The 12,841-nt window shown below is 66.2% G+C and carries 12 protein-coding genes; 3 read left to right on the forward strand and 9 right to left on the reverse strand.

Going from position 1 to position 12,841, the window contains the following annotated elements:
* Positions 1–6: 6 nt before the first annotated feature.
* Both Q9K01_RS11335 and Q9K01_RS11340 read right to left on the reverse strand, forming a co-directional pair.
* On the reverse strand, positions 7–741 hold the full coding sequence (locus Q9K01_RS11335; RefSeq protein WP_305930357.1) for a glycoside hydrolase family 25 protein: 735 nt from the start codon (positions 739–741) through the stop codon (positions 7–9).
* Between the two features lie 4 nt (positions 742–745).
* Positions 746–1,261: a UPF0262 family protein gene (locus Q9K01_RS11340; RefSeq protein WP_305930492.1), complete on the reverse strand. Its 516-nt coding sequence runs from the start codon at positions 1,259–1,261 to the stop codon at positions 746–748.
* 139 nt (positions 1,262–1,400) lie between these two features.
* Between Q9K01_RS11340 and Q9K01_RS11345 the strand changes: the two genes are divergently transcribed.
* Positions 1,401–2,954, forward strand: a complete 1,554-nt coding sequence (locus Q9K01_RS11345) for a replicative DNA helicase (RefSeq protein ID WP_305930358.1) — start codon at positions 1,401–1,403, stop codon at positions 2,952–2,954.
* A 14-nt stretch (positions 2,955–2,968) separates the two neighbouring features.
* Here the strand turns inward: Q9K01_RS11345 and Q9K01_RS11350 are convergent, their stop codons facing one another.
* Positions 2,969–4,162, reverse strand: coding sequence for a phospholipase D-like domain-containing protein (locus Q9K01_RS11350; protein WP_305930359.1), 1,194 nt, complete (start codon positions 4,160–4,162; stop codon positions 2,969–2,971).
* A 109-nt stretch (positions 4,163–4,271) separates the two neighbouring features.
* Between Q9K01_RS11350 and rpoZ the strand changes: the two genes are divergently transcribed.
* Positions 4,272–4,616 carry a DNA-directed RNA polymerase subunit omega gene (rpoZ, locus tag Q9K01_RS11355; protein ID WP_305930360.1) on the forward strand — a complete coding sequence of 115 codons (345 nt, stop codon included), beginning with the start codon at positions 4,272–4,274 and terminating at the stop codon, positions 4,614–4,616.
* A gap of 37 nt (positions 4,617–4,653) precedes the next feature.
* Here the strand turns inward: rpoZ and Q9K01_RS11360 are convergent, their stop codons facing one another.
* Entirely contained in the window at positions 4,654–5,493 is an 840-nt protein-coding gene (locus Q9K01_RS11360) for a sterol desaturase family protein (RefSeq protein ID WP_305930361.1), read from the reverse strand.
* 96 nt (positions 5,494–5,589) lie between these two features.
* Between Q9K01_RS11360 and Q9K01_RS11365 the strand changes: the two genes are divergently transcribed.
* Complete coding sequence (locus tag Q9K01_RS11365) at positions 5,590–6,672, forward strand: DUF3667 domain-containing protein (RefSeq protein WP_305930362.1); 1,083 nt, start codon at positions 5,590–5,592, stop codon at positions 6,670–6,672.
* A gap of 4 nt (positions 6,673–6,676) precedes the next feature.
* Here Q9K01_RS11365 and Q9K01_RS11370 read toward each other — a convergent pair whose 3' ends face one another.
* The 5 genes from Q9K01_RS11370 to Q9K01_RS11390 form a co-directional block, all read right to left on the reverse strand.
* Positions 6,677–6,910, reverse strand: a complete 234-nt coding sequence (locus tag Q9K01_RS11370; RefSeq protein ID WP_305930363.1) for a DUF3072 domain-containing protein — start codon at positions 6,908–6,910, stop codon at positions 6,677–6,679.
* Between the two features lie 126 nt (positions 6,911–7,036).
* Complete coding sequence (ftsH, locus tag Q9K01_RS11375) at positions 7,037–9,001, reverse strand: ATP-dependent zinc metalloprotease FtsH (RefSeq protein WP_305930364.1); 1,965 nt, start codon at positions 8,999–9,001, stop codon at positions 7,037–7,039.
* A 94-nt stretch (positions 9,002–9,095) separates the two neighbouring features.
* A complete protein-coding gene (locus Q9K01_RS11380) occupies positions 9,096–10,094 on the reverse strand; it encodes a HupE/UreJ family protein (protein WP_305930365.1) in 999 nt (332 codons plus the stop codon).
* Complete coding sequence (locus Q9K01_RS11385; protein ID WP_305930366.1) at positions 10,091–10,897, reverse strand: peptidyl-prolyl cis-trans isomerase; 807 nt, start codon at positions 10,895–10,897, stop codon at positions 10,091–10,093. The genes Q9K01_RS11380 and Q9K01_RS11385 overlap by 4 nt, the downstream gene beginning before the upstream one ends.
* On the reverse strand, positions 10,894–12,837 hold the full coding sequence (locus tag Q9K01_RS11390; protein WP_305930367.1) for a DUF3604 domain-containing protein: 1,944 nt from the start codon (positions 12,835–12,837) through the stop codon (positions 10,894–10,896). The genes Q9K01_RS11385 and Q9K01_RS11390 overlap by 4 nt, the downstream gene beginning before the upstream one ends.
* Positions 12,838–12,841: the final 4 nt, after the last annotated feature.

Consider the following 12,841-nt stretch of genomic DNA (forward strand, 5'->3'; position numbering starts at 1 on the left):
ATGCTCCTAAGGCCGCACCACCACCCAGCGCAATGGTTGCTCGGCGGCCTCGGTCTGCAAGCCGCTATTGGCGGTCCACAACAGCCAGGGTCTTCCGCCATAGGTCGGCTCCGACCAATTGCGCGACAGCCACAGATTGCGGTCGATCCGCGCGGCCACCGCATATTCCTCCTCGAACTTTTCGGACGGCGCGAGGATGACCGGCTTTCCGGTATGCGCCTCGATCTGATTGACCAGCGTCATCACCTCGCTCTGGACTGCGGCGCGGCTGACCCGCTCAAGACAATCCTCGCCGGTGCGCTCGAGCATGATCGCGGGCGGCAGCAATTCGATATCGCGGGGTACCGTGGTGACGAAATTCGCCGATTGGCCGTCCGCCCTGCTGCAGGGGTCGAATCGGTGGACCGCGCCGATCTGCAGCCCCGCGGCGCGGGCGGCGGCGAAATTGTCCGGGAAGCGGGCGTCCTTGCCATCGGCTCCGCGGCTGGCCTCGAGATAGACGAAGCCCGCGCCCAGGCCTTTAAGCGTACCGAAATTGACGCTCCCGTCCTCCTCGCCGACCAGCGCGCCCTGATCCGCCCATCGGGCTTCGTCCGGGCGCCAGCTGCGCGATTCCCACCAGGCCCAGCCCAAGCCGATCAGCGCGATCAGCAGCACCGCTGCAAACAGCCGGAGGTACCGGCTGGTGCCACGCTTGCGGGTCCTGCGACCGGGCTTTTTGCGAAGGGGTCTGCGCGCCATGAGCTCAACCCTTGATGTGCAGGACGCAGATCAGCGTAAACAGCCGCCGCGCGGTGGCGAAGTCGGTCTCGATCTTGCCCTCGAGCCGTTCGACCAGCAGTTCGGCTGCGCCGTTGTGGATGCCGCGCCGGGCCATGTCGATCGTCTCGATCTCGGACGGCGTCGCCTTTCGGATCGCCTGGTAATAGCTGTCGCAGATGGCGAAATAGTCGCGGATCGGGCGGCGAAACCGCGCCAGGCCGAGCACCAGCTCCTCGAGCAGTTCGCCCTCCATATCGGCGATCCGCATCGCCAGCCGCCCGTCGACCACCGCCAGCGTCAGCCGAAACGGACCGCTCGCTCCGCGCTCCACCGCGCGAAGCGGCTTGAAGCTGTTTTCCTCGATCAGATCGAAGATCGCCACCCGTCGCTCCTGCTCGATATCGGCATTGCGCCAGATGATCGTCGCTTCGTCGAGATCGACATGCGCGATGCGGTAATCGCCATCGGCGGGAGCAGGAGGGGAGGAGGAATCGGGCATCTGTGGCAGCCGCTTTCGCAGATAGTGCGGTAGCGCGGCAAGGGCTTGCAGATGCATCCCCGCTATCCACAGGGCTCCACAGCCGAAGTGTGGCGCTCGCGTCTTGCCAGCGCAGGGTCCCTGCAGGCATCACGCGGTCATGCCCGAAACCGATACGCTCGCCCCCCCCGCCGATTCGCGCGTCCTCGCCGCTGCCGCCGGCCGACCGGGCACCATCGGAGCGGGCAATGCCGGCCAGAGCCTGCCCGCAAATCTGGAGGCGGAAGCCGCGTTCCTGGGCGCGGTGCTGATCGACAACAAGGTGATCGAGGAACTCTCGACCCCAATCCGGCCCGAGCATTTCTTCGAGCCAGTCCACCAGCGAGTCTACGAACGCGTGCTGCGCCTGCTCGACCGCAATTCGGTCGCCACCCCGGTGACGCTCAAGCCCTATTTCGAGCAGGACGAGGCGCTGCAATCGCTCGGCGGGGTGACCTATCTTGCCAAGCTGACCGCCGATGGTCAGGGCCTGCTCGCCTCGCGCGAACTGGCCGAGCAGATCTACGATCTGGCGCTCCTGCGCGAGCTGGTCAGCGTCGGGCGCGGGCTGGTCGAGGGCGCGCTCGACACTTCGGAAGAAGTGGCGCCGATGGACAAGATCGCGCAGGCCGAGGCGGATCTGTTCCGCGTCGCCGAGGGCGCGACCGGCAATGCCCAGGCGACCGATTTCCGCAGCGCCACGCTCGCCGCATTGAAGATGGCCGAAGCGGCGATGAATTCGGGCGGCGGGCTGTCGGGCAAGACCACCGGGCTCGAGGTGATCGACCAGAAGACCGCAGGCCTGCACAGTTCGGACCTCATCATCCTCGCCGGGCGGCCGGGCATGGGCAAGACTTCGCTCGCCACCAACATCGCCTTCAATTGCGCCGCCGAGCACATGAAATGGCAGCGCGAGGGCGGCGCCTATAATTTCGGCGCGCCGGTGGCCTTCTTCAGCCTCGAGATGAGCGCCGACCAGCTGGCGACGCGTATCCTTGCCGAACAGGCCGAGATCACCAGCGAATCGCTGCGCTCGGGCAAGATCACCCGCGACGAGTTCCAGAAGCTCTCCGCCGCCAGCCAGAAACTGGCCGACCTTCCGCTCTATATCGACGACACCCCCGCGCTCACCATCGCCGCGCTGCGCACCCGCGCGCGGCGGTTGAAGCGCCGCCACGACATCGGCATGATCGTGGTCGACTATCTCCAGCTGCTCCAGGGTTCGGGCCGCGCCAACGACAACCGAGTCAACGAAATCTCGGAGATCAGCCGCGGCTTGAAGACGCTCGCCAAGGAACTCAACCTGCCGGTGATCGCGCTGTCGCAGCTCAGCCGCGCGGTCGAGCAGCGCGAGGACAAGCGCCCGATGCTGTCGGACCTGCGCGAATCGGGCTCGATCGAGCAGGACGCCGACATGGTGTGGTTCATCTTCCGTGCGGATTACTACCACGAGGCTTCGCGCCCCGACATGCCCGGCCCCGAGACCTCCGCAGAGGCGATGGAGAAGTATCGCATCTGGGAAGAGCGCTATCTGGAACTGCGCAACCGAGCGACGCTGATCGTGGCCAAGCAGCGCCACGGTTCGACGGGCAATGTTCCGCTGCATTTCCACGCCGAGATCACCAAATTCACCAGCCCCAACAAGAAGGACTATTCGGACTGGGGCGAGGAATAGGCGCCGATCGGGCGCTAAAGTCCCAGGTTGAGCTTGCGGCTGACCGTATAGTCCAGCACCGAGACCAGCAGATAGCCGAGATTCCAGCGAATGCGGTTCCACAGCGTTGCGCGCTTTGCGTGCAATTCAGGGGTGATCCGCTCGGATGCTGCAGCCTGGGTGTCGATGAATTCGCGCATCCGCTGCGCCAGCGCGGCGTCCTCGATCCTGAGCATGATCTCCAGATTGATGAACAGGCTGCGCATGTCGAAATTGGCGCTGCCCAGATACACCGCATCGTCGAGTACCATCAGCTTGGTGTGCAGCTTGCAGGGGGTGAATTCGTAAATCTCCGCCCGCTTGCCGAGCAGATAGTGATAGAGCGAGCGCGTTGCTCCGAGCGTGGCGTTGTTGTCCGACTTGCCCGCCATCACCAGCCGCGCTTCGCCCGCCTGCGCGATCCGCCCGATGCGACGAAGCAGGCGCTTCGATGGCGAGAAATAGGCCATGAACATGTCGAGCCGGTGGCTGCGGTCAAGATCGCGCCCGACGCTGGTGGCCCAGCCCGACAGTCCCCTCGTCGGTCCGCCGACCAGCCATCGCAGCCCCTCGCCTTGCGACCAGTTCCACTCGCGCAGCGCCCGGCGGATACGTTTGAAGCTGGCTTCGTCCCCTTCGGTCCAGTTCGCGAGACGATCGAACCATTCGACCAGCCCCGCTACCGCCGAACCCTCGATGGTGATACCCAGATCGTTCCAGCCGTTCTCTTCGGGCGGCGCGAAATAATCGTCCTGGATGTTGAAGCCGCCGAACATCGCGCGGCTGCCATCGGCGATGACCATCTTCTGGTGATTGCGGATGAGATAGCGCTGGCTCCAGCGCTCTCCGAAGCACTGGTAGTTTCCTCCAGCCGCGCGGAACGGAGCGATAAAGGGTTCCGAGAGGTCGGCGCCGAAGCCATCGACGACCAGAGTGACCTCGACCCCGCGCCGGGCCGCCGCGACCAGAGCGTCGCGCAGTTCGGTCCCCACCTCGTCCTCGGCGAAGATGTAGAAGCACAGTTTGAGGGTACTCTGGGCCGAAGCGACCAGTTCGAACAGCCGCGCGCGGCGATCCGCTCCTCCGGGGTAGAAGCCCAGCGACTGACCCTCAGCCTGCCACGTAAAGGGCTCCGGATCGCTGTAGCGGGTGCTCTTTACAGCGGAATCCTTCGCGGGCGCATCATTCATCGCCCGAAGCCCTAGGCCAGCGATGCAGCCTGTGCAAATTCTTGACTCATGCGCGCCCGGAGCCTATCCGCCATTCTTTCCCGATTAAATCGAATTCTCGGAGTGCTGCATGGCGCGCGTAACCGTCGAAGATTGCGTCGACAAGATCCCCAACCGTTTCGATCTCGTCCTCCTCGCCGCCCAGCGGGCGCGCGAGATTTCGGGCGGCGCCGAAATGACCGTCGATCGCGATCGCGACAAGAACCCGGTCGTCGCGTTGCGCGAGATCGCCGAGCAGACCGTCAAGCCCAAGGAATTGATGGAAGCCGCGGTCACCAACCTGCAGAAGATCCTGCCCGACGACGACGACGAGGCCGATGAAGTCGGCTCGCTCAGCCAGTCGGCCGAAGCGCTGCGGATCACCGCTTCCGCGCCCGCGCGCTCGACCTCGATCGGTGCCGATTACGAAGGCTGATCGCTTGCGAAATTGCTGATGCCGAAGGGCCGCATCCTCACCCGGATTGCGGCCCTTTCGCTTTGTCCGCCAGTCGCGCGCGGTGGCGGAAGGGCAGCACGAGGCTCCACCACAGGCCGAGCGGTCGCCGGTCCTGATATTCGGCGAGGCCGATCGTCAGCCCATCCTGTCCCGCCTGCGCGCGGTCGCGATAGGTGCCGAACAACCTGTCCCACCCCGAAAGCATGGTGCCGAAATTGCTGTTGGTCTCGCGCTGCAGCGTCGAATGATGGATGCGGTGCATGTCGGGCGTGACGATTGCGGAGCGCGCCGACCGGTCGAGCGCGGGCGGCAGCGACAGGTTCGCGTGGACGAACACGGTCGCTGCGACGAACACCACCTCGAATACGAACACCGCCAGCGCCGCCGGGCCCAGCGCCGCGACGACCGCCATCTTGTAGAGCATCGACAGAGCGATCTCGAGGGGATGGAAACGCGCCGCCGTGGTGACGTCGAAATCGGGATCGGCGTGATGGACCTGGTGCAACCGCCACAGCAGGGGCACGCGATGCGTCGCCCAGTGCTGAAGGAACAGCGCCAGATCGAGCAGCGCCAGCACCAGCAGCAGTTCGAGCCAGAACGGCAAGGCGAACTGGTTGAACAATCCCCACCCCCTGACCTCGGCAAGCTGCGCGGTTCCGATCATCAGCAGCGGCACCGCAAGACGGACCAGCGCCGTGTCGAGCGCGAACAGGCCCAGATTGGTGATCCAGCGCCGGCTGCGGCCATGCCGCAATCGGCGGCGCGGGACCGCCAGCTCGACTGCGGCGAGCGCCACGAAAACCAGCGCCGTCGCCGCGAGGGCGATCAGCGCGAGTAGGGGCGATTGCGGGTCCATTTCCCCTAAGTGACGCCGCTGCGCTGCGGCGCAAGCCCGGCAATCGGATTGCGCCGCTCTGGCGCCGCGAGTAAAAGCCCGGTCTGGGGGGATGCTATGGACGATTTGGGCGATGCGGTCGGCACTGCGGCCGAAGGCGGGTTGATCGGCCATGCGCTGGCGTCCGAACAGCGCAAACCCGCCGGCGAGGCGCTGCTTGGCGGCCATTTCACCGAAGCCTCCTGTCTCAATTGCGACACCCCTCTGGTTGGCCCGCACTGTCACCGATGCGGCCAGCAGGCGCATCTCCATCGCACCATCGGCGCGTTCATGCACGATCTGCTCCACGGCGCGCTGCATTTCGACGGCAAGACCTGGCGCACGCTGCCCAAGCTCGCGCTCAAGCCCGGGGAACTCACCCGCCGCTATATCGACGGCGAGCGCGCCCGCTTCGTCTCACCGATGGCGCTGTTCCTGTTCTCGGTGTTCCTGATGTTCGCCGTGTTCCAGATGATCGGGCTGACCCCTCCGACCGACATCTCGAGCCGCGACGGGATCCGCGCGCAGATCGAGGATGTCCGCACGAATCTCACCGACGAGCGCGATGCGCTGCGGCGGCAGGTGGAGAGCGCACCGGCAGGTTCGCCGACGCGCGCCGCGCTGCAGAGCGAGCTCGCCGCCGTCGAGGAGCGAATCGCCGCAGTCGCGCAAACCGGCGAGGCGATGGAGAGCGCAGGTGGGCTAGCTTCGGTGTCGCACCGCAAAACCGGCTTGAGCTGGCTAGACAGGGGATTGGACAAATGGCGGAGCAATCCGGGGCTGATGCTCTACAAGCTGCAAGCCAACAGCTACAAATTCAGCTGGTTGCTGATCCCGCTTTCGGTGCCCTTCGTCTGGCTGCTGTTTCTCTGGCGACGCGGCTTTCGCGCCTACGATCACGCGATTTTCGTGACCTATTCGCTGGCGTTTATGTCGCTGCTGTTCGTGGCTCTGTCGCTGCTCAATGCTCTCGGCGTGACCGGGGGGATCGTGTTGCTCGCTGGCTCGCTGATCCCGCCGGTGCATATCTACAAGCACTTGCGCGGGACTTACGCGCTATCGCGCTTCTCGGCACTATGGCGGCTCTGCGTGCTGGTGATCTTCATCAGCGTGGTCGTGACGCTGTTTCTCCAAATCCTGCTGGTCCTGGGAGCATTCTGACCGCCTAGCCGCCTCGCCCGGTCCGCTCCTGCAGCGCGTCGATCCGCTTGGAAGCTTCTGCCTTGCTCAATTGCGGATCATAGGCGTCTGGCTCACCCGCTTCCTCGCTCAAGGTCTTGAGATAGCTCGCCTGCGCACCGGTCATCGTCTCGTCGCCGGTGGTCCAGTTCTCGGGCGCCTTCTCGGCATTGGTGACGGGATCGGACTTGGGGTGTTCGGTGGGGACGGTGCTGGTCATCGGGCAATCTCCTTTACCCGGTCAATCACGGAGTTCTTACTATGTTCCCAAGGCGTATGGGCCAAAAGAAACGGCGCGCACCGGATTAGCGGTGCGCGCCGTCCGTAGCTCGAAGAGTCGACCGACTCAGGCGCCCTGCGGCGCAGCTCCGCCTTCGCCGCCGAACTTCCGCCCGGCCTTGGGGATTGCGCTGCCGATGATCGGCTTGATCTCGACGCGGCCCTTGGGCGCATCGCTGCGATCGATGGTGCCATCCTTGATCAGCCGATCGATTTCCTCGCCGGTCAGCGTCTCGTATTCGAGCAGCGCCTGCGCCAGCAGATGGAGCTTGTCCTCCTGCTCGCTCAACACTTCGGTGGCGCGCTTGAGCCCGCCTTCGACCAGTTCCTTGATCTCGGCATCGATCAGCTTGTTGGTCTCGGACCCGCCCATGGTGCGCGCGGTCTGGCCCATCCCGAGATAGCCTTCCTGGCTTTCCTCGTATTGCAGCGGTCCGAGCTTGTCGCTCATCCCCCATTTAGTGACCATCGAGCGCGCCAGATCGGTTGCATACTGGATGTCGCCCGAGGCACCGCTGGAGACCTTGTTGTGCCCGAAGATGATCTCCTCCGCCACGCGCCCGCCCATGGCGACCGCGAGGTTGGCGTGCATCTTGTCGCGGTGGTAGGAATAGCTGTCGCGCTCGGGCAGGCGCATCACCATACCCAGCGCGCGGCCGCGCGGGATGATCGTCGCCTTGTGGATCGGGTCCGACGCGGGCTCGTTGATCGACACCAGCGCATGGCCCGCCTCGTGATAGGCGGTCATCTTCTTCTCGTCGTCGGTCATGACCATCGAACGGCGTTCGGCGCCCATCATGACCTTGTCCTTGGCGTCCTCGAACTCCTGCATGGCGACCAGACGCTTGTTGCGCCGCGCCGCCAGCAGCGCCGCCTCGTTGACGAGGTTGGCGAGATCGGCGCCCGAGAAGCCCGGGGTGCCGCGCGCGATGGTGCGGCTGTTGACGTCGGGCGCCAGCGGCACCTTCTTCATGTGGACCGCGAGGATCTTTTCGCGCCCTTCGATGTCGGGCACGGGGACCACCACCTGGCGATCGAAGCGGCCCGGGCGGAGCAGCGCGGGGTCGAGCACGTCGGGGCGGTTGGTCGCGGCGATGATGATGATGCCTTCATTGGCCTCGAAACCATCCATCTCGACCAGCAGCTGGTTGAGCGTCTGCTCGCGCTCGTCGTTGGAATTGCCCAGACCATGGCCACGGCTGCGACCCACGGCATCGATCTCGTCGATGAAGAGGATGCAGGGCGCGTTCTTCTTGGCCTGCTCGAACATGTCGCGCACACGGCTGGCGCCGACGCCGACGAACATCTCGACGAAGTCCGAACCCGAGATGGTGAAGAACGGCACGCCCGCCTCGCCCGCGATCGCGCGCGCCAGCAGCGTCTTTCCGGTACCGGGCGAGCCGACCAGCAGCGCGCCCTTCGGAATCTGTCCGCCGAGCTTGGAGAAGCGCTGCGGATCCTTGAGGAATTCGACGATCTCCTCCAGTTCCTCGCGCGCCTCGTCGATGCCCGCGACATCGGCGAAGGTGACCTTGCCCTGCTTTTCGGTGAGCATCTTGGCCTTGGATTTGCCGAAGCCCATCGCGCCGCCGGCGCCGCCGCCCTTCTGGACCTGGCGCAGCGCGAAGAAGGCGATGCCCAGAATGAGGATGAACGGAAGCGACTGGATCAGCATATAGGTGAGGACACCCATCTCTTCCTTGGCCGCGCCCGTGTAGGCGACGTTGTTCTCTTCGAGCAGCGCGGTCAGCGAGGTGTCGTTGGCCACGGGGACCGAGGAGAAGGTCTCGCCGCTGGCGAGCGTGCCGGTGATCCGGTCTTCGGAGATGCTGACATCCTGCACCGCGCCTTCGGCCACGCGGTCGCGGAATTCGGAATAGCCGAGCTCTTCGCCCGCGGGCTGCGCGCTGCCGCCGAACACGGAGACGACGACCAGCAGGGCGAGAAAAATCCCGCCCCAGACCATCAGGCTTTTCATCCAGGGATTGGGGCCGTTCTCCTGGGGGTCGCCGGGTTGGTTTTGATCGCTCATGTCACGCAAATCCTTTCGCACCTGCCAATGTAAGCGCACGGGTGTGAATGACAAGTTGCCGAAATGCGCATCGCAGCGTGCGGATCAGGCAAGGTCAGGCCATGATCCGTTCGAACAGCCAGAAGCTCCCGGTGATGCCGATCGCATAGGCGGCGAGGCGCACCGCCCGGGGCTCCACGCCGGGGGAAAACCGCTGCAACGCGCCGCGAAGCGCCAGCACCGCGGCGATGACCAGCAATTGCCCCGCCTCGACCCCCAGATTGAAGCTCACCAGCGCGGCGGGCACCTCGCCCTCGGGCAGTCCGATCTCGTGCAGCGCCCCGGCGAAGCCGAAGCCGTGGAACAGGCCGAAGGCGAAGGCCACCGCCCAGGGCAGGCGGCGCGTCAGCGTTTCGCGGGTCCCCCGCGCCAGCTCGACCGCCAGAAACACGATCGACAGCGCGATCAGCGCCTCGACCGGACGCGACGGCAGCCCGGCATAGCCTAAGGTGACCGCCGCCAGAGTCAGCGAATGGGCGATGGTGAAAGCGGTTGCCGCCTTCACCACGGTCCAGCCTCGCGCCACCAGCAGCACCAGCGCGATCACGAACAGCAGGTGGTCCCAGCCTTCGAGGATGTGTTGGACCCCGAGCCCGAAATAGCTGCGCCACACCTGCGCCGTGGCGGGGACACCGGCGATCGTCGCCTCCGGCTCGGAGGCCGTCAGGCGATAGGTCTGCACCGGGCGCCCGAGCGGGATAACGCGCAGCAGCGCATCGCCCGCCACCACCAGATCACGCGCGCCGATGCCCCGGTCGGAGACCGAGCCGTCGCAGAGCACCTCGGCCCCCGCGATCAGCGCCGCGGCGCCGCCCCGCACGACCGGCTCCGCCATCCGGCAATTGTCTGGCACTGTCGGATAGGCCAGCCGCGCGGCTGGCGAGGCAACCGGCTGTTTCCAGTCGAGCTGCCAACGCTTGTCGTCGAGCTGCGTGAAGGCAATCGCCACCGAGCGCAGTTCGTCCGCCCGGACGGTGCCGGGCCAGGCGAGCGCGAGCAACAGCGGCAAGGCCAGCAGCAGTCCCGCCAGGCGATTCGCTGTGTCCGGGATCACTCGGCGATCTCGACCCGATAGGCGTCGCGCAACACTTGGTAGGCGGCCTGGGTGCGCGCGCTCATGGTGGCGCCGCGCCAGTCGTCCTCGACCCGTTGGCGGATTTCGGCAAGCGGCGGAATCTTGCCCTGCTCGCGCGATTGCAACCGCACAAGATGCCAGCCGAAGCCCGAGGGCACGGGCCCCTGCCAATTGTCTCCGGCCTCCATCTTCTCCACCGCCGCGGTGAACTGGCGCCCGTAGCGGTCGGTCACGAGGCGCATGCTCGCCCGCTCCTGCGAGGCGGGGATCGACAGCGGTTCGCCCAGCCGCTCCCAGCCTGCATTGTCCCGCAACCGCGAAAGCGCCGATCGCGCTGCGGCTTCCTCGGCGAAATAGAGTTGGTCGAAACTGATGGTGGCACCCCTCGCGAAGCGCTCCGGGTTAGCGGCCAGCCACTCGCGCAATTCCGCTTCGCTCGGCTGCGCCGTCTCCGCCTGCGCGCTCGCCAGCGCGTCCATCTTTTTCGCCAGCCGCCGCCGCACCACCGCATCTTCGCGGTCGAGCCCGAGCCGCAGCGCCTCGCGATAGAGCACCTCGTCGCGCAGCCAGCGCTCGATCAGCCCGTCGAGTTCGGCATCGGTCGGCGGGCGCTGCATCATCGCCTCGAATTGCAGCGCCAGGCTGGCCTGCACCTCGCGATTCACCGCAATGGTGCGGCTCTCGGGGTCAGCCTCCTCGCCGCGCCAGGCGAACAGCGCGAACAGCAATGCGCCGGCGACGAGGAAGTGGAAGAGCGGATCGCGCGCCCAGCGGCGGATCACGATTCCTCCATGATGGCCGGCGCAGTCGAACGCGGCGTTCTGGGCGCGGGGCGAATCCAGATCGGCGAACTGTAGGCTCGCTCCTGCGCCACAGAGGCTTCCACCGCCTCGTCGGAGAGCTCCGTTCCGAACCGCAGGCGATCGAACAGCGGCCAGCGCGGGGTGGGGATCTCGAGCAACCGAACGTAATAGAAGGCCCGCTGACCCGCGTCGTAATCTGGATCGGTCCAGGCCGCGCGCAATTCGGGCGCGCCGATGGTGTTGGTGTAGCTCGCCTTCGCGCGGTCCACCGTATCCCCGACCGCAGGCACTTTGCCACCGACCCGCGCGCGGCGGGCCATGTCGGACCATACCACGTCGTAGACGCGCTCCCGCGCCTCTCCAGCCCCGTCCACCCAGCCCTTCACCACCTGCACCCGATCGAGATTGGCGCCGTCGGGATCCTTCAAAGCCGAGATCATCAGCACCGGCGCACGGCCGGTGGCGGCCAGTTCGCCGCCCATCGGCACGCCCCGCCGATAGCCCGCGCGCACCCAGTCGCCGCGCCAGTCGGCGGGAGTGAAATCGAAGCCGGCGAAGACGCGCAGCACCATCCGGGGGCCGGTGGTGGCATAGACCTCGCGCCGCTTGAAGGCGTCGAAGATTTCCGCCCGCGTGTTGCCCCGCGCCCAGGCCGCGGCATAGCCGCCTGCAAGGTAGTGCCAGCCGAAGCGCCCCTCGCTGGTGCCAAGGTTCTGCGGGGCCATCGCGCGCTGCGGATTGGGCTCGTTGCCGGTGTGCTTGCCGAAGAAATTGTCCTCGTCCCCGGTCGCCAGCCCGGTGTGGCTGTCGGTCGAGCCGACCAGCCCGAAAGCATAGGGATTGGCGCCGGTGCGCTGCTCGATCGACAACCCGCGCTTGAGCGCCTCGCGAACATAATTGCCGCGCTGCATCTCGGGGGTCGCGGCGGCGGTGAGCGGCAGATTGCCCAGTTCCCATCCGGCGGTGCCGAACCCGGCGAATTCGTCATTGGGCGACATGAAGGGGTGCGCCTCACTGTCGCCCTTGATCTGCGTCGCCTCGACCATTGGCTCCCAGCGCGCCCGCTTGCGCGCGTACTCCGCGGTCATCGGTCCGCCGCCGGGCATGGTCAGCTCGAACATCAACCCATTGGAGAGGTTGGAATTGTGCGGGATGGCCAGCACCTGTCCGCCGGTGGCCTTCTCATAGGCCTCCATATAGTCCCACAGCCCTTCGGCCTCGGTGTCGATGCCCGGATAGGGGACCACCTTCGCGGTCTTGGCGCTGCCGTCGCGAAACATCACCACCCGGTGGAGATTGTTGCCGTCGGGCATGAGCGTGTATTCGAACCCCGCCAGCGCGGTGAATTCGCCCGGGCGGTTGTAACGGTCGAGCATGGCGAGATGCGCGTTCCAGATCGTCCGCGTCGCCTCGCGCTGGCGCTCGGGATCCCTCAATGCGGCGGGCAGATTATCGTTGGAAGCGGCGGTGATCAGCTCGGCGATGGCACGCTGCGAGCCTTGCGGCCCCTCGTGCATCATGTCGTACCAGCGCCTCAGCGTGGGATCGCGCACCAGGATTCGCGGCGCATCGTAGAGCCGCCGCGTGGCACCAAGCGCGTCGGAATGGTCGGCGATGACGAGAAAGTCGAGCGGGCGATCGAGCTGCGCCGCAAGCCCGGTGGTGGCGGTGACCTCGCGTCCGCTGGCGAATTGCAGCGCCTCCTCCGGCCCCAGCCGGACGCCGAAGCCGAAGGCGTCGATCGAATTGTCGGTGTGGAGATGGGTATCGCCCCAATAGGGCCGGTCGGGAAATTCGGCGAGTTCGATCGCGCCGCTGCCGTCGCCGCTCTGGACCTCGCTGCTCGCGCTCGGCATCCCGCAGCCCGCCAGCACCGCTCCAAGCCCAAAGCAAGCCATCCCCGCAATTATCCTGCGCATCGCA

The sequence above is a fragment of the Qipengyuania benthica genome, from assembly GCF_030717865.1.
In the GTDB taxonomy this organism is placed as follows: domain Bacteria; phylum Pseudomonadota; class Alphaproteobacteria; order Sphingomonadales; family Sphingomonadaceae; genus Qipengyuania; species Qipengyuania benthica.